The sequence below is a fragment of the Shimia sp. R11_0 genome (genome assembly GCF_017744035.1).
Taxonomy (GTDB): Bacteria; Pseudomonadota; Alphaproteobacteria; order Rhodobacterales; family Rhodobacteraceae; genus Shimia; species Shimia marina.
This window is the reverse complement of sequence record NZ_JAGHQY010000003.1, coordinates 334,195-349,649: the sequence shown is the minus strand read 5'-3', so window position 1 is coordinate 349,649 and position 15,455 is coordinate 334,195. Positions and strand designations below refer to the sequence as shown.

12 protein-coding genes are annotated in these 15,455 nt (G+C 58.2%); 10 read left to right on the top strand and 2 right to left on the bottom strand.

Annotated elements, in window-relative coordinates; all coding sequences use genetic code 11:
- Positions 1–73: 73 nt before the first annotated feature.
- From J7382_RS08610 to J7382_RS08600, 3 genes are read left to right on the top strand one after another with little or no spacing between them, the layout of a single operon-like run.
- On the top strand, positions 74–1,339 hold the full coding sequence (locus J7382_RS08610; RefSeq protein ID WP_209068641.1) for a sugar ABC transporter permease: 1,266 nt from the start codon (positions 74–76) through the stop codon (positions 1,337–1,339).
- 11 nt (positions 1,340–1,350) lie between these two features.
- Positions 1,351–2,115, top strand: a complete 765-nt coding sequence (locus J7382_RS08605; protein WP_209068640.1) for an ATP-binding cassette domain-containing protein — start codon at positions 1,351–1,353, stop codon at positions 2,113–2,115.
- Positions 2,116–2,167: 52 nt separating this feature from the next.
- Complete coding sequence (locus J7382_RS08600; protein WP_209068639.1) at positions 2,168–3,088, top strand: ROK family protein; 921 nt, start codon at positions 2,168–2,170, stop codon at positions 3,086–3,088.
- A gap of 47 nt (positions 3,089–3,135) precedes the next feature.
- Here the strand turns inward: J7382_RS08600 and J7382_RS08595 are convergent, their stop codons facing one another.
- On the bottom strand, positions 3,136–4,053 hold the full coding sequence (locus J7382_RS08595; protein WP_209068638.1) for a LysR family transcriptional regulator: 918 nt from the start codon (positions 4,051–4,053) through the stop codon (positions 3,136–3,138).
- A 164-nt stretch (positions 4,054–4,217) separates the two neighbouring features.
- Here J7382_RS08595 and J7382_RS08590 point away from each other — a divergent pair, with 164 nt between their 5' ends.
- From J7382_RS08590 to J7382_RS08580, 3 genes are all read left to right on the top strand, one after another.
- Positions 4,218–5,774, top strand: coding sequence for an arylsulfatase (locus J7382_RS08590; protein ID WP_247744913.1), 1,557 nt, complete (start codon positions 4,218–4,220; stop codon positions 5,772–5,774).
- Between the two features lie 216 nt (positions 5,775–5,990).
- Positions 5,991–7,283, top strand: a complete 1,293-nt coding sequence (locus J7382_RS08585) for an SDR family oxidoreductase (RefSeq protein WP_209068636.1) — start codon at positions 5,991–5,993, stop codon at positions 7,281–7,283.
- Complete coding sequence (locus tag J7382_RS08580) at positions 7,280–7,747, top strand: DUF2269 domain-containing protein (protein WP_209068635.1); 468 nt, start codon at positions 7,280–7,282, stop codon at positions 7,745–7,747. The genes J7382_RS08585 and J7382_RS08580 overlap by 4 nt, the downstream gene beginning before the upstream one ends.
- 59 nt (positions 7,748–7,806) lie before the next feature.
- Here the strand turns inward: J7382_RS08580 and katG are convergent, their stop codons facing one another.
- Positions 7,807–9,990: a catalase/peroxidase HPI gene (katG, locus tag J7382_RS08575; protein ID WP_209068634.1), complete on the bottom strand. Its 2,184-nt coding sequence runs from the start codon at positions 9,988–9,990 to the stop codon at positions 7,807–7,809.
- Positions 9,991–10,100: 110 nt separating this feature from the next.
- Between katG and J7382_RS08570 the strand changes: the two genes are divergently transcribed.
- From J7382_RS08570 to metG, 4 genes are all read left to right on the top strand, one after another.
- Positions 10,101–10,997 (top strand): hydrogen peroxide-inducible genes activator, encoded by an 897-nt coding sequence (locus tag J7382_RS08570; RefSeq protein WP_209068633.1) that lies wholly within the window; start codon positions 10,101–10,103, stop codon positions 10,995–10,997.
- Between the two features lie 148 nt (positions 10,998–11,145).
- Positions 11,146–11,889: a hypothetical protein gene (locus tag J7382_RS08565; protein WP_209068632.1), complete on the top strand. Its 744-nt coding sequence runs from the start codon at positions 11,146–11,148 to the stop codon at positions 11,887–11,889.
- 319 nt (positions 11,890–12,208) lie between these two features.
- Complete coding sequence (locus J7382_RS08560) at positions 12,209–13,456, top strand: MFS transporter (protein ID WP_209068631.1); 1,248 nt, start codon at positions 12,209–12,211, stop codon at positions 13,454–13,456.
- Between the two features lie 194 nt (positions 13,457–13,650).
- Positions 13,651–15,366 (top strand): methionine--tRNA ligase, encoded by a 1,716-nt coding sequence (gene metG / locus J7382_RS08555; protein WP_209068630.1) that lies wholly within the window; start codon positions 13,651–13,653, stop codon positions 15,364–15,366.
- Positions 15,367–15,455 lie beyond the last annotated feature (89 nt).

Below are 15,455 nucleotides of genomic sequence, written 5' to 3'. Positions count from 1 at the left end.
AACCGGGACGACGTGTCGTCATCGGACCGGAAAGCTCACGCACGCATCCGCGCACCAAAAAAGGGAACGCCAAATGCAAAATCAAGCCAAGAACCTGATCGGCAAGCTGGGCCTCGATCCCCGCCTGCTTGGAATGATCGGCGCGCTTGTGGTGATCTGGATCGTCTTCGGCGTTTTCACCGAAGGCCGCTTCCTGTCACCGCGCAATTTCTTCAACGTATCCGTTCAGACCGCCTCCGTGGCCGTCATGGCGACGGGCATGGTCTTTGTGATCGTGACCCGCAACATCGACCTTTCTGTCGGCTCCATGCTGGGCTTCATCGGCATGGCCACCGCCGCCCTGCAAGTCCAATGGCTGCCCCAAATTCTTGGCCTCGGTCACTGGTCCATCTGGATCATTGCCGTACTGTTCGCCATTGCCATGGGGGCAGTGCTTGGCGCTTTTCAGGGCTGGATCATAGGCTATCTCACTGTACCCGCTTTCATCGTGACGCTCGGCGGCTTTCTGGTCTACCGGGGGGCGATGTGGTGGGTCACAGAAGGCCAGACACAGGCGCCGCTCGATCCAATTTTCCGCCTTTTGGGGGGCGGCGCAGAAGGCACTCTGAGGGAAACCATGAGCTGGCTCTTTGGCACCGTTGCCGCATTCGCCGCCGCAGGATTCATGCTGTTGAGCCGTCGCAACAAAGCGGCCCATGGCTTCACTGTGAAACCGGCTTGGGCCGAGGCCATCCTCATGGCCATCGCTGCTGGCGGCATCCTGCTCTTTGTCTGGATCATGAACAGCTACCCCCTGTCCAAAGGTGCCATGAAGCGCATGGCCAAAGCGCAAGGCGTTGAGTACACCGATGGCATGGTGTGGAACCACGGTGTTGCCATTCCAGTGGTGATCCTTCTGGCGGTCGCCATCGTCATGACCATCGTCGCCAACCGCACCCGCTTTGGCCGCTACGTCTACGCCACCGGGGGCAACCCTGAGGCTGCTGAGCTCTCCGGCATCAACACCCGCCTGTTGACCGTCAAAATCTTTGCCCTGATGGGCGCGCTGACCGGCATTGCTTCCATCATCGCCTCCGCGCGCCTGAACGCGGTCGATGTGGGTTTGGGCACGCTCGATGAGCTGCGCGTCATCGCCGCTGCTGTGATTGGCGGCACCGCCCTCGCTGGCGGCGCGGGCACCATCTACGGCGCGGTGATCGGGGCCCTGATCATGCAATCGCTGCAATCGGGCATGGCCTCCGTTGGCGTAGATGCGCCGCTGCAAAACATCGTGGTCGGCATCGTTCTGGTCTTCGCCGTCTGGATCGACATCGTTTACCGCCGCCGCACCGGCGCATAAGGAGAACTGAAATGGACAAGCAAACCCCTCTCGTGGACATGCGTGACATCCACATCTCCTTCGGTGGGATCAAAGCGGTGGACCATGTCTCGGTCGATCTCTACCCCGGCGAAGTGGTCGGCCTTCTGGGCCACAATGGCGCAGGCAAATCCACGCTTATCAAGATCCTCTCCGGCGCCTATCAGGCCGACGGCGGCGAGATCCGCATCAATGGCGAGAAAGCCGAGATCCACAATCCCCGGGATGCGCGCAAATACAACATCGAAACCATCTACCAAACGCTGGCGCTGGCCGATAATCTCGATGCTGCCTCCAACCTTTTTCTAGGGCGCGAGCTCACCACCCCTCTGGGCATGGTCAACGACGATGCCATGGAGGCAGAGACCCGCAAAATCATGGGCAAGCTCAACCCGAACTTTAAAAAGTTTGCAGAGCCCGTCTCGGCACTCTCCGGCGGACAGCGTCAGTCGGTCGCCATCGCCCGCGCGGTCTATTTTGACGCCAAAATCCTGATCATGGACGAACCCACCGCCGCGCTTGGCCCCCATGAGACGCAAATGGTGTCAGAATTGATCCAACAGCTCAAGGCAGAGGGCATTGGCATTTTCCTGATCAGCCATGACATTCATGATGTGATGGAGCTCTGTGACCGCGCCTCTGTGATGAAAAACGGCAAACTGGTCGGAACCGTAGATGTGAAAGACGTGACCGATGATGATCTCCTTGGCATGATTATTCTGGGCAAAAAGCCGGAAGGCGTGCCTGTTCAGGAGTAACTTAATTCGGTAAACGAATTTTCGAAGCACAATGGAAGAAAGCACCTCACGCATGACCTATCTCGTTGGCGACATCGGCGGTACAAATACCCGCCTCGCATTAGCAGATGTCACTGGCGTCCAGCCCGCCTCTGTAATGCGAGCCAGCAATGACGCCTACGAGAGTTTTGATGCGGTGCTGTCTTCCTATCTGCAAAAGACAGACCCCGATAGCCTTGCCGGGGTCTGTGTCGCCATCGCTGGCCCGGTGCAGGCCGGCAAAGGCACCCTGACCAATCGCAATTGGTCTCTGGATGTGGACAGTCTGCGAGCACAGGCGCGCGCCCCGCATGCAGAACTGATCAATGATCTCTCTGCGCTTGGCTACGCCCTTGCACGTGTGTCAACCGAACATGTATTTGGCACCCACCAAGGTGCCACCAACGGGCAGCGGCTTGTTGTCGGCATGGGAACAGGTTTCAACGTCAGCCCCACTCGGGCCACGGCATCAGGCGTGACCGCTATGGAATCCGAACTCGGCCATGCAGAATTACCGTATTCCGTGAGCCAACTTCTGCAAGATGCGCTCGGCGCCGCGGCGCAGCCCTTCAACACCTATGAAGACTGTTTCTCCGGCAGAGGGCTGGAGCGCCTGCATGAAGCTGTGAGCGGTGAGAAACAGGATGGCAAATCCATCATGGAGAGCTTCGCCGCCGGGCAAACTGACGCTCAGCGCACCGTCCTTCTCTTTGCCCGTGCACTCGGGCGCATGACCCAGTCCGTCATTCATCAGTTCATGCCACGCGATGGCATCGCTTTTGCAGGATCTGCCTCCCGCGGCGTCCTGACGTCAAAAGCTTTGCCCGCCTTTGTCGAGGAACTGACCGCAGATCATCATGGCATCGTCGATGCGCATCAATTCCCGATCAGCTTGATCACAGAAGACGTGGCCGCGCTCGAGGGCTGCCTGCAATATCTGTCGCAAACCAGCTAACGCCAGAGACCGGCTGCTTGGCAGCAAACACTGACGGAGCGCCGGAATTAGGCCGCCACCGGGTTGACGCCAAAAGCTCTCAAATGATCCCAGAAAGCCTGCACCCCCACAGAGCTCGTACCGCTTTTCTTCACCGCACAAATATTCCAGATCACCGGCGTGTGCATCTCAATCACCTTCAGCCGCTCAGCGGCAACAAACTCCGCAAAAGTCTCCTCCATCGCGCCCAGAACATAGCGCCCAGTCAACGCCATATCGATAAGGAAACTGTAGTCATCGCTCTCAATTTGCGGCAGCGCGTTCACCTTGTCCTGCGCGTCCTGATCCCCTCCTAGCAACTTGATGAACGTATTGCGCCAATGCCTGTGCAAATGGCCGGAGGCCAACGGATAGCTCACCACATCCGCAATGCTACAAGCTCCGAGATCGTGAATGGGATGATCCGGCGTTGCCACAAACATCACACTGCGCTTCTCCATCATGAGAATATCGACATTCTCCGCCTCCGGCGTATGGGTCAGATCTCCGATGAAAATATCAATATCGCCGCTCAGCAACCCTTCCAGCGGTGCCACGCGCGCGTTCACATCAAGATAGAAAGCAAGCTCCGGGATCTCTTCCACCACCCGCTTCAGGACAGGTGCCACCACAGTCCGTGTGGTCAATGGCCCACATCCAACACGCAACCGACGCCCCTTGCCATCGCGCAACAAATCGACATCACGGGTAAATCGCCCAATATCTTCGCGCAACGCTCGCGCGATGGGCAAAAACGCCTGCCCCGCATCCGTCAACTTACAATTGTTGCGATTTCGGTGAAACAACACCAATCCTGATTGCGCTTCCGCCTGTGCGATATAGCGTGACAACGAGGCGTTTGAGACCCCCATCCGGCGTGCAGCCTCTTGAAAACTATTGGCTTCTGCCAAATGGAAAAAAGCGGCTAAGGCAGTCTCGTTCAACATGGCAGTCTCAGTTTCAGCATCTGGTGAGAAATTTTCAGATCATGAAACGAAAGTAAACCGCTCTTGTGAAAATGCCCCACTGCTCACTACTATTCGCGTCATTGGAGAAGTCTATTCAAGCAACCTTCGTAGAAAGATAAGATATGTCGAAAACACATGCATTTATGCTATCAATAACAACGACGATCGCATCTGTAGGCATTGCCGCCCCTGCGTTTGCACAAGACAGTCAACAACCCAATATTCTCGTGATTATGGCCGATGATGTCGGCTGGGCCAGCCTCGGCAGCTATCATCAGGGCGTCAAAAGCATTCAAACGCCCAATCTTGATCAGCTGGCCGCAGAAGGCGCGCGCTTCACCGATTACTACGCACAGCCCAGCTGCACCGCGGGCCGCTCTGCCTTCATCACCGGCCAGTATCCGGTGCGCACAGGCATGCACACTGTCGGTCTGCCAGGCGATCCTGTCGGCCTCAATGAAAACGACCCAACCCTTGCCAATATGCTCAAGGGTCTTGGCTATACGACAGGCCAATTTGGCAAAAACCACCTTGGTGACCTGAACAAATTCCTGCCCACTATGAAGGGCTTTGATGAATATTGGGGCTGGCTCTACCACCTCAATGCCATGGAATACACCACCGATCCGGATTGGCCGGACGATCCCGAATTCGCCAATCAGTTTGGCCCGCGCAACATCATCCACGCCTATGCCACAGACACCGTGGATGAAACCGTAGAGCCGCGCTGGGGCATGGTTGGGAAACAACGCATCGAAGACGACGGCGCTGCGCCGCCGGAACGCCAAAAGACGCTCGACGACGAAGTCACCACTCACACCATCAACTTCATTGACCGCGCTGTGGAAAGCGACACGCCATTTTTTGTTTGGATGGCCCCTGCCCGCGCCCACGTCTGGACTCACTTGAGCCCGGAATATGAAGCCATGCTCGGAGACGGGCGCGGGCTTCAGGATGTGGTCATGAAGGAACTTGATGACAACGTCGGCAAGGTGCTCGCTCATCTGGATGATCTCGGCGTCAGTGACAACACTATTGTGGTGTTCACATCTGACAACGGTCCTGAGACCATGACATGGCCAGATGGCGGCACCACCCCATTCCACGGCGAGAAAGGCACCACTTGGGAAGGTGGCTTCCGCGTGCCTGCGATCATCCGCTGGCCCGGCCAGATCGCTGAAGGTCAGGTCCTGAACGGCATTTTTGACGGCATGGACTGGATGCCCACCCTCGTCGCCGCCGCTGGGGGCCCAGAAGATCTGCCCGCCGCCCTGCTCGACGGCTATCAGGGCTTTCAGGTGCATCTGGATGGCTACAACCAACTGCCCTACCTGACCGGTGACACGGAAAGTCAGCGCAAAGAGATTGTCTATTATGAAGGCACTGATCTTCAGGCCGTGCGCTACAATGACTGGAAAGCCCACTTTGTGGTTCAGGAAAAAGGCTGGGCAGGCCCCAAAGAAGAACTGAACGCGCCATTGCTGTTTAATCTGCGGCGCGACCCCTATGAAAAAGCGGCCGAAGAGTCCGGCATGTACACCCGTTGGATGGGCAACAAGATGTGGGCCTTCGGACCTGCGGCACGCCTCGTGCAGTCCCATCTGTCCACCTTTGCTGATTTCCCGCCACGTGGCGCGGCATTGGGCAACGAGGCGCATGTGCAGGAACAGGTCACAACGGAAGGTGGCATATCTCAATAGAGACCCGACGACGAGGGCATCATCCCAGTCTTCTCGTCATAAGCCACTGTCAAAGGCGTAGCCCCTCGGCTGCGCCTTTGGCTTTTTTAAAGACTGAAAAGACATATTGCCGCTGCCTGCAACATGCGCTTTTGAAACACTGCGTTGTGTAACAAACTCACATCCAGCGCAGCCTGCGAACCTCGGCTGTATGGAACCAGCATAAGGCAGATAATTATGCCGCAAGCTCTTGTCCTTGGAGGCTACGGCCTGATTGGCGCAGAATGCCTGTCTGTCTTGGCACGGGCCGGATATGACGTCACCGGCGTCGGACGGTCCCCACAATCCGCTGCACGCTTTCCGCAATATCGCTGGAAACATCTGAACCTCACAGACCTCAAACAATCCCAATGGGACGCGCTGCTCTCTCATGCAGATCTTGTGGTGAATGCCACGGGCGCGCTTCAGGATGGGGCCAAAGACACCCTGACAGCCATCCATGTTGACGTCCTTAAGAAGCTTGCACAGGCGGCCAAACACACCGGCAGCCGTGTGGTGCATATCTCGGCAGTGGGCGCCGACACGCAGGCCACAACTGATTTTCTGCGCACCAAAGCGCAGGGCGATGCCATCCTTGCCCAATCCGGCGCAGATCACGTGATCCTGCGCCCTGCCATGGTTCTGGGCCGCGACGCCTATGGCGGCAGCGCTCTGCTGCGTGCATGTGCAGCTCTGCCATGGATCATGCCGCGCATATTCGAAGATAGCCCTGTTCAAACCGTGGCACTCTCCGATGTGGCACAGGCCGTCCTGCTCGCGGCAAATCCCAAAATCCCCTCTGGCACTGTGGCAGATCTCGCAGAGAGCGGGAGCCAGAGCTTTGATGCGCTGGCCCTGCGCATGCGCCAGTGGATTGGCCTTCCGCCCCCCATCCTGCGCCCGCGACTGTCACCTTGGATGCTACAAGGCGCAGCCTCTGTTGGTGACGGGCTGGGATGGCTTGGCTGGCGCGCACCGCTGCGCAGCTCTGCCATCACCGTCCTCAAAGAGGGCATCACCGCAGCCCCAAAACCTTGGCAGGCCCTGTCCGGCCAGAGATGCGCGACACTCCACACAACTCTTTCAATCACGCCAGCCACCTCTCAAGATCGCACCGCCGCGCGCCTTTACCTGTTGATGCCTTTGGCCATTGCCACCCTTGCGGTCTTCTGGGTGCTCTCTGGCACCATAGGCCTGCTGCAATTGCCCGAAGCCGCTGCGGTGATGATCAATGCCGACACCCCCCCGCGTCTTGCTGAGCTCATTGTGATCGCGGGGGCCTTTGCCGATATAGCACTTGGCGGGGCAATCTTGATACGGCGGCACACCCGCCGCGCCGCAATAGGCATGGTGGCCCTGTCCGCCGCCTACCTGCTTGGAGCCGCCCTCCTGACGCCTGCGCTTTTTGCTGATCCCCTTGGCCCCATGGTCAAAGTGCTGCCCGGCATCACACTGGCCGCTTTTGTGGCTCTGCTTCTGGAGGACAGATGATCGAAGAGCTTTTGCGGTTCGCCCATGTCATCGGGGCCACCGTCCTTCTTGGCACCGGGGCGGGCATCGCTTTCTTTATGGTGATGTCTCATCGCAGCCGTGACCCGGCGCTGATTGCCCATGTGGCGGGCATTGTGGTCATCGCTGACACCGTTTTCACCGCCACCGCCGCCCTGCTGCAACCCATCACCGGCGCTTGGCTGGCTTGGTCCATTGGCTGGTCCCTGTGGGAGCCCTGGATTGCGCTATCGCTTATCCTCTATGTGGTGGTCGGTGCCTTCTGGTTGCCAGTGGTCTGGATACAATTGCAAATGCGCAATCTGGCCCGCTTGGCGCGCGACCAAGACACCCCCCTGCCAGAGAGATACCACCACCTCTATCGCATCTGGTTCGCCTGCGGCTTTCCCGCCTTCTTTGCGGTGATTGCCATCGTCTGGCTGATGTTGATGAAACCCGCATTTTAAAGCGGCCACAAAAAAAGGCGCGACCAACGCCGCGCCCTTTCCATCTCATGCGCCTAAGATCACGTCAGATCAAAGCGGTCCGCATCCATGACCTTGCACCAGGCGGCCACAAAGTCCTGCACCAGCTTGGCTTCCCCATCTGCCTGACCGTAAACTTCCGCCACGGCCCGCAGCTGCGAGTTTGAGCCAAAGACCAGATCCACACGGGTCGCAGTCCACTTCACCTCACCAGAGGCGCGGTGCGTGCCCTCATAGATCCCTTCGCCAGCGTGGCTCCAGTCATTGGCCATATCCAGCACATTGACAAAGAAGTCATTGCTGAGCGTGCCAACCCGATCGGTGAAGACACCATGCTTGCTGTTGCCATGATTGGCGCCCAGCACACGCAGGCCACCCACCAATGCGGTCATTTCCGGCGCGGTCAGCGTCAGCAATTGGGCCTTGTCCACAAGCAGCTCTTCCGGCGACACAGTGTATTGCGCCTTCTGATAGTTGCGGAACCCATCGGCCTGTGGCTCCAGCATGCCGACGCTTTCCACATCGGTCATCTCCTGGGTCGCATCCCCACGACCCAGGGAGACCGGCACGGAGACGTCATGCCCTGCGTCCAGAGCCGCCTTCTCCACCGCCGCAGCACCGGCAATCACGATCAGATCTGCCGTGCTGACAGGCTTGCCAAATTCCGCTTTCACCTCTTCCAGCTTGTCCAGAACCCGCGCCAACTCTTCTGGCTCGTTGGCGTCCCAGTCCTTCTGCGGTGCCAGACGCACACGCGCCCCATTGGCCCCACCCCGCATGTCGCTGCCACGGAAGGTGGAGGCCGACGCCCAGGCGGTTTTCACCAAATCACTCACCGACAGGCCAGAGCCGATCACAGCAGCCTTGAGTGCAGCCACATCATCCTCAGACAGAGCGGTTTCGCTGGCCGGAACCACATCCTGCCAGATCAGTTCTTCGGCAGGCACTTCTTCGCCCAGATACCGCGCACGTGGGCCCATATCGCGGTGGGTCAGCTTAAACCAGGCGCGCGCAAAGGCATCGGCGAACTCTTCGGGGTTCTCATGGAACCGCTTGGAGATCGGGCCATAGATCGGATCAAGACGCATCGCCATATCGGCGGTGGTCATCATGGTCTTCACCTTTTTGCTGGCATCATGCGCCGCCGGGGCCATGTCTTCTTCTTTGACATCAATTGGCTCCCAAATCCACGCGCCCGCCGGGCTCTTGGTCAGGTTCCACTCATAGCCAAACAGCAGATCAAAGTAGCCGTTGTCCCACTGGATCGGGTTCGCCGTCCACGCACCTTCAATGCCAGAGGTCGTGGTGTCATCCCCTTTGCCGGTACCGTGTTTGTTGATCCAGCCAAGCCCCATGGTCTCAATCGACGCCGCTTCTGGCTCTGGCCCCACCAATTCAGGATTGCCTGCGCCATGCGCCTTGCCAAAGGTGTGCCCCCCAGCGACCAGCGCCACGGTTTCCTCATCGTTCATCGCCATCCGCGCAAAAGTCTCGCGAATGTCGCGCCCAGAGGCCAGCACATCCGGCTGCCCATCCGGACCTTCCGGGTTCACATAGATCAGACCCATCTGCACTGCGGCCAGCGGGTTCTCCAGATCACGCTCCCCGCTGTAACGCGAATTGTCCGCTTCGGAGCTTGCAAGCCACTCCGCTTCTGCGCCCCAATACACATCCTCTTCCGGCTCCCAGACATCGGCCCGGCCACCGGCAAAGCCAAAGGTGGTGCCGCCCATGCTCTCAATCGCCACGTTGCCCGCGAGGATATAGAGATCCGCCCAGCTGATCTGATTGCCGTATTTCTGCTTGATCGGCCACAACAGACGGCGCGCTTTGTCGAGGTTGCCATTGTCAGGCCAAGAGTTCAGCGGCGCAAAACGCTGCTGCCCGGTGCCGCCACCACCACGGCCATCCGCCGTGCGGTAGGTCCCTGCCGAGTGCCATGCCAAACGGATGAAGAGCCCACCGTAGTGCCCATAATCCGCAGGCCACCAATCCTGACTGTCCGTCATCAACGCGGTCAGATCCGCCTTCAGTGCCTTGTAGTCCAGCTTCTTAAATTCTTCCGCATAGTCAAATTCAGCGCCCATTGGGTCGGACTTGGCAGAATTCTGATGCAGAATGCGCAGGTTCAGCTGATTGGGCCACCAATCCCGGTTGCCCCGTGTTTTGTTGCTCACGGCACCATGCATCACCGGGCAGCCGCCTGCTTTGATATCTCCGTCCATATCGTCCTCCTGTCAGATAGATGGGTCTGTCGATTGTCTGGAACAATTCTAAACATGGCAAACTCATAAACAGAAGTTGCATTTTTTAATCACTGCGATAATCAATTCCTATGACAAATCTGACCCTGCGCCAGCTCCGCTACTTCGAAGCCCTCGCCCAACATCAACACTTCGGTCGCGCCGCCGACGCCTGCGCCATTTCCCAGCCTGCCTTGTCCGTGCAAATCAAAGAGTTGGAAGAAGATCTCGGCCTCCCCCTATTTGAGCGCACCGCCCGACAGATCCGCCTCACGGCCTTTGGCGAAGACATGGCCGGCCGTGTCCGCGACGTGCTGCGCGGAGTTGATGAAATTGGCGAAATGGCGCGCATGGCGCAATCTGGCATGGTGGGGCGTCTGCGCCTTGGCGTGATCCCAACCATTGCCCCTTACCTGCTGCCCCGCTTCCTGCGCCAGCTGCGCGTGGATTTTCCCGATCTGGAACTGCACGTGCGTGAAACCATGACAGCCAACCTGATTGAAGAGCTGCGCCGTGGCCGTATTGACGCCGCCATCGTCGCACTCCCGGTCTCAGAACCCACATTTGAGGAAATGCCACTGCTGTCTGAAAGCTTTGTGCTGGTCCGCCCAAAATCCGAAGCAGACGCCCCTGTGCCCGCCCCTGAGCATCTGGAACGCGAACGCCTCCTGCTGCTGGAAGAGGGCCACTGCTTTCGCGATCAGGCCCTGTCGTTCTGCGGCATGCCCACCGCCCGCCCGCATGAGGGGCTCGACGGCTCTTCGCTCTCCACGCTTGTGCAGATGGTTGGCGCAGGCCTTGGCGTGACTTTGATCCCCGAAATGGCCGTGCCCATAGAAACCCCCTCCGCAGAGGTCACCGTCGCACATTTCAAAGGTCGCGAGCCCAACCGCAAAATCGGCCTGATCTGGCGCAAAAGCAGCCCTTTGGGGCCGCAATTGCAAAGGATCGGCTACACGGTGCAGACAAGTGCTGCACAACGGGGGTAGCGAATTTACCAGACGAACTTACGGCTACTGAAATCGGCTCATTGACAGATGCCGCGAACGCCCCCTTTGACACCACCATGGCCGTTAGGCAGTATGTCATTGCGGCCGATGAGTGATCTGCTCACCTTTAAAGGGGAATGATACGTTGTTGAGACTAATTTCGTTCCTGCTGATTTTGTTGGCTCCTAGTCAAGTGATTGCCCACGCACCATACTATTCACAAATAGAACAACTTCAGCAAATTGAGGGTGAGTCTTTCACAATCAAACTTCTCCATGGGGACGGGATCATCACAACAGACCCAGTGCGCGCAATTGTTGTAGATTCCAAATCGCGTATTCGCGCCATTTCACCTTTAGGCGTTAGATTGCACATAAACTGTGGCCGACTTGAAGAGGCTCACGATTGCGTGGTTTATGACAGTGTTTCTAGCCTGATTTATGAGGTCGCGCCAAGTGCTTGGGCGATAGGCCCCGTTGTAGAAAAAGAAGAGAAACCACTACTGACCGCTTACCCAGAAGGTATGGGCCTAGATTTTGGTTTTTTGGTAAGACCCGCGACATTTTCGGAGATTGTCCGATTTGAAAGCGCAAAAATTAGAAAATTCCCGCTCGTTGCTTTGTGGTCTTTGATCTGGTGGACTGTAACTGCGCTATTTTTTACCCCCATTGTTTGGCGCATATTCGTCACCAAAGGTGATTTCCGAAGTTGGAGCGCGTCGATTATTGTGTGGGATATCTTGCGATTGCTCTGTGCCGCCGGGTGCCTATTTCTTGCAATCGTTATCTGGGCTTGGGAGTCATACTCGCTGTACTATGCGGCATTTTTTGCTGCGGCCGGTCTATCGCTAGCACTCTTAATTACCCGACCTAGGCGAGACGCGACCGCTTAGGGTTTGTCGAATGAACAGCAGCCCTACTACGGCTCTCAATGGCCCACATACGTGGCTACGACAGGGCTGGCTCGTTTCAGACTAACTCGGAACCTTTGGATGACTGAAATGGCAACTTGCGCGGTGCGGCAAAATCAAATGTACCGCACATGCGACAGGATGCAGCATTGGTGATGGCCGGAAATCGAAGGTCCGCGATGTCCGCAAAGCGAGCAAGCAACATTACCATCATCGACAAACACTAGCACGCGCCTGAGAAGCCCTCTGCCCTCCCCAACTTTCCCCTAGCTTTCCCCCCATATTCCGCCATGGTGCTCCCATGCGCATGATCATCACCTTCTCGGCCCTGTTCCTCTCGGTCATCCTGCTGCAGCTCAGCTCCGGCGGTGTGGGGCCATTGGATGCGCTCTCCGGCATCGCTCTGGGCTTTACCACGGAACAGATCGGCCTTTTAGGATCGGCGCATTTTCTTGGCTTCTTCGTCGGCTGCTGGTGGTCGCCCCGCCTCATGGGCAGCGTCGGGCACTCCCGCGCCTTTGCCACATTCACCGCCCTTGGGGCCATGGGGCTGCTGGGCCATTTCATTTTCGTGGATCCCATCGCATGGGCCGTCATGCGCATCGCCTCAGGCCTCTGTGTGGCAGGCTGTTTCACGGTTGTGGAAGCCTGGCTGCAATCCAAGGTCACCAATGAAACCCGCGGCCGCGCCATGGGCACCTACCGCGTGGTCGATATGGTCGCCTCACTGGCCGCACAGCTGGTGATCAGCGTTTTAGAGCCTGCCTCTTATGTGTCCTACAACCTTCTCGCCCTGCTCTGCTGTGCGGCGCTCCTGCCGATCACCTTGACCACCTCGCCACAGCCCAAGACCCCAGACGCCCCCCGCCTACGTCCCAGACTGGCCTATGAGCGCTCCCCTCTGGCCGTCGCGGGCGTGATTGTGGCCGCGCTCAGCTCTGCCTCCTTCCGCATGGTCGGCCCGGTCTATGGCACCGAGGTGGGGCTGGCCGTGGGCCAAATCGCATGGTTCCTCGCGGCCTTTGTGCTGGGCGGGGCCATGGCCCAATATCCGGTCGGCTGGCTGGCCGATAAATTTGACCGGCGCTGGGTGCTGATCTGGCTGTCTGCCGCCGCTGTCGTGAGCTGCGCCACAACTGTGACTCTCGGCGGTGGCAACACGGCCATGGTCATGCTGAATGCAGGCTTCTTTGGTTTCACCTCTTTCCCGATCTACTCCGTCGCCGCTGCCCACGCGAACGACTTTGCCACCTCTGAGGAACGGGTGGAGCTCTCTGCCGCGCTGATGTTTTTCTTCGCCGTCGGCGCCATCGGTACGCCGCTCTTCGCCTCAGGCCTGATTGAGCGATTTGGCCCTGCTGCGCTGTTCATCATGATTGCCGCCGGGCATGCGCTTCTGATCGTCTTTGGCCTCACCCGTATGCTGGCCCGCCCAACGGTCGCCGACCGGACCCGCTATGTCTACGCGCCGCGCACCTCTTTCACCGTGGGTCGCATCACCAAACGCCAGCGCGAAACCCCCACGCGAACCGATGAGAGCAAAGATTAACGCCACAATCGGCGTGAAAATGACACCGACGCGTCACCGACGCAAAACAGACGGGATACCGACAGGATACCGACGCGCCATTTTCAGGTTAATGTCGCCGCCACAAGGCCGCTTTCAATTCCCCTGTTAATTCCACTGTGGAATTGCCCCGCCCTTTGAGCTAATTGGGGCCAAACAGATAAGGAACACTCAAAATGGCGCGCCATCTGATCACCTCGGCCTTGCCGTATATCAACGGCATCAAACACCTCGGCAACCTGGTTGGCAGCCAGCTGCCCGCCGATCTGTTTGCCCGCTACATGCGCGCGCGCGGCCACGAAGTTCTGTTTCTTTGCGCCACCGACGAGCACGGCACCCCAGCTGAATTGGCGGCGGCCAAAGCCGGCAAAGACGTGGCCGATTACTGCGCCGAAATGCATGACGTGCAGGCCAAAATCGCCGAGGGGTTCCGCCTCAGCTTTGATCACTATGGCCGCTCCTCCAGCCCACAGAACCACGCGCTGACCCAGCACTTTGCAGGCCGTCTTTCCGAGATGGGCCTGATCCGCGAAGTCACTGAAAAGATGGTCTATTCCAACGCGGATGGCCGTTTCTTGCCAGACCGCTACATCGAGGGCACCTGCCCCAACTGTGGCTTTGACAGCGCCCGTGGCGATCAGTGTGACAACTGCACCAAACAGCTCGATCCAACAGATCTGATCAACCCCTATTCCACCATCTCCGGCTCCACCGATCTGGAAGAGCGCGAGACCAAACACCTCTTCCTGTGCCAGTCGCAAATGCGCGACAAACTTCAGGCCTGGATTGACAGCAAAACCGACTGGCCGGTGCTGACCACCTCCATTGCCAACAAGTGGCTCAACGATGGTGACGGCCTGCAAGACCGCGGCATCACCCGCGATCTGGACTGGGGTGTGCCCGTTAAGAAAGGCGGCGCAGATTGGCCCGGCATGGAAGGCAAAGTCTTCTACGTCTGGTTTGACGCCCCCATCGAATACATCGCCTGCGCGCAGGAATGGGTTGATGCCGGCAAAGGCGACGATTGGGAACGCTGGTGGCGCACAGACAAAGGCGCGGACGACGTGACCTACACCCAGTTCATGGGCAAGGATAACGTCCCCTTCCACACCCTGTCTTTCCCCGCGACCATTCTCGGCTCTGAGGAGCCGTGGAAAGCCGTGGATTACATCAAATCTTTCAACTACTTGAACTATGACGGCGGCCAGTTCTCCACCTCCCGTGGGCGCGGCGTCTTCATGGATCAGGCGCTGGAAATCCTGCCGTCTGACTATTGGCGCTGGTGGCTGCTGAGCCATGCCCCTGAAAGCTCAGACAGCGAATTCACCTGGGAAAACTTCCAGCAGTCGGTGAACAAAGATCTCGCTGACGTGCTTGGAAACTTTGTCAGCCGGGTCACCAAATTCTGCCGCTCAAAATTTGGCGAAGAGATCCCCGCAGGTGGCACGCTCGGCGAAACCGAAACCGCTCTGATCAGCGAACTCACCACTCGCCTGCGCGCCTATGAAGGCCATATGGCGGATATGGAAGTGCGCAAATCCGCTCAGGAGCTGCGCGCCATCTGGGTTGCGGGCAACGAATACCTGCAGACAGCAGCCCCTTGGTCCACCTTCAAGGAAGATCCGGAAAAGGCGGCGGCTCAAATTCGTCTCGCGCTCAACCTGATCCGATTCTATGCCGTTGTTTCTGCGCCCTTTATTCCGGATGCCTCCGCTCAGCTTATGGCAGCGATGCACACAGACGACACCAGTTGGCCCGAAGAGGTCACCACCGCGCTGGAAACCCTCGCACCCGGCCATGCCTTCACGGTGCCGGATGTCACCTTCCGCAAAATCTCTGATGACGAACGCGAAGAGTGGCAGGAAAAATTCGCAGGCAAACGTGAAAGCTGATCCCCTTCCAAAGGCGCTGCACCACCGCAGCGCCTTTTTTCTGACCAGAGCATGGTTTTCTCCAACACAGCTGGATCGAAACTGACATA

Excerpts from the sequence above, each read along its gene's own strand:
- J7382_RS08610 (WP_209068641.1), top strand. The coding sequence starts at position 74 with ATGCAAAATCAAGCCAAGAACCTGATCGGCAAGCTGGGCCTCGATCCC.
- J7382_RS08605 (WP_209068640.1), top strand. The coding sequence starts at position 1,351 with ATGGACAAGCAAACCCCTCTCGTGGACATGCGTGACATCCACATCTCC.
- J7382_RS08600 (WP_209068639.1), top strand. The coding sequence starts at position 2,168 with ATGACCTATCTCGTTGGCGACATCGGCGGTACAAATACCCGCCTCGCA.
- J7382_RS08595 (WP_209068638.1), bottom strand. The coding sequence starts at position 4,053 with ATGTTGAACGAGACTGCCTTAGCCGCTTTTTTCCATTTGGCAGAAGCC.
- J7382_RS08590 (WP_247744913.1), top strand. The coding sequence starts at position 4,218 with ATGCTATCAATAACAACGACGATCGCATCTGTAGGCATTGCCGCCCCT.
- J7382_RS08585 (WP_209068636.1), top strand. The coding sequence starts at position 5,991 with ATGCCGCAAGCTCTTGTCCTTGGAGGCTACGGCCTGATTGGCGCAGAA.
- J7382_RS08580 (WP_209068635.1), top strand. The coding sequence starts at position 7,280 with ATGATCGAAGAGCTTTTGCGGTTCGCCCATGTCATCGGGGCCACCGTC.
- katG (WP_209068634.1), bottom strand. The coding sequence starts at position 9,990 with ATGGACGGAGATATCAAAGCAGGCGGCTGCCCGGTGATGCATGGTGCC.
- J7382_RS08570 (WP_209068633.1), top strand. The coding sequence starts at position 10,101 with ATGACAAATCTGACCCTGCGCCAGCTCCGCTACTTCGAAGCCCTCGCC.
- J7382_RS08560 (WP_209068631.1), top strand. The coding sequence starts at position 12,209 with ATGCGCATGATCATCACCTTCTCGGCCCTGTTCCTCTCGGTCATCCTG.
- metG (WP_209068630.1), top strand. The coding sequence starts at position 13,651 with ATGGCGCGCCATCTGATCACCTCGGCCTTGCCGTATATCAACGGCATC.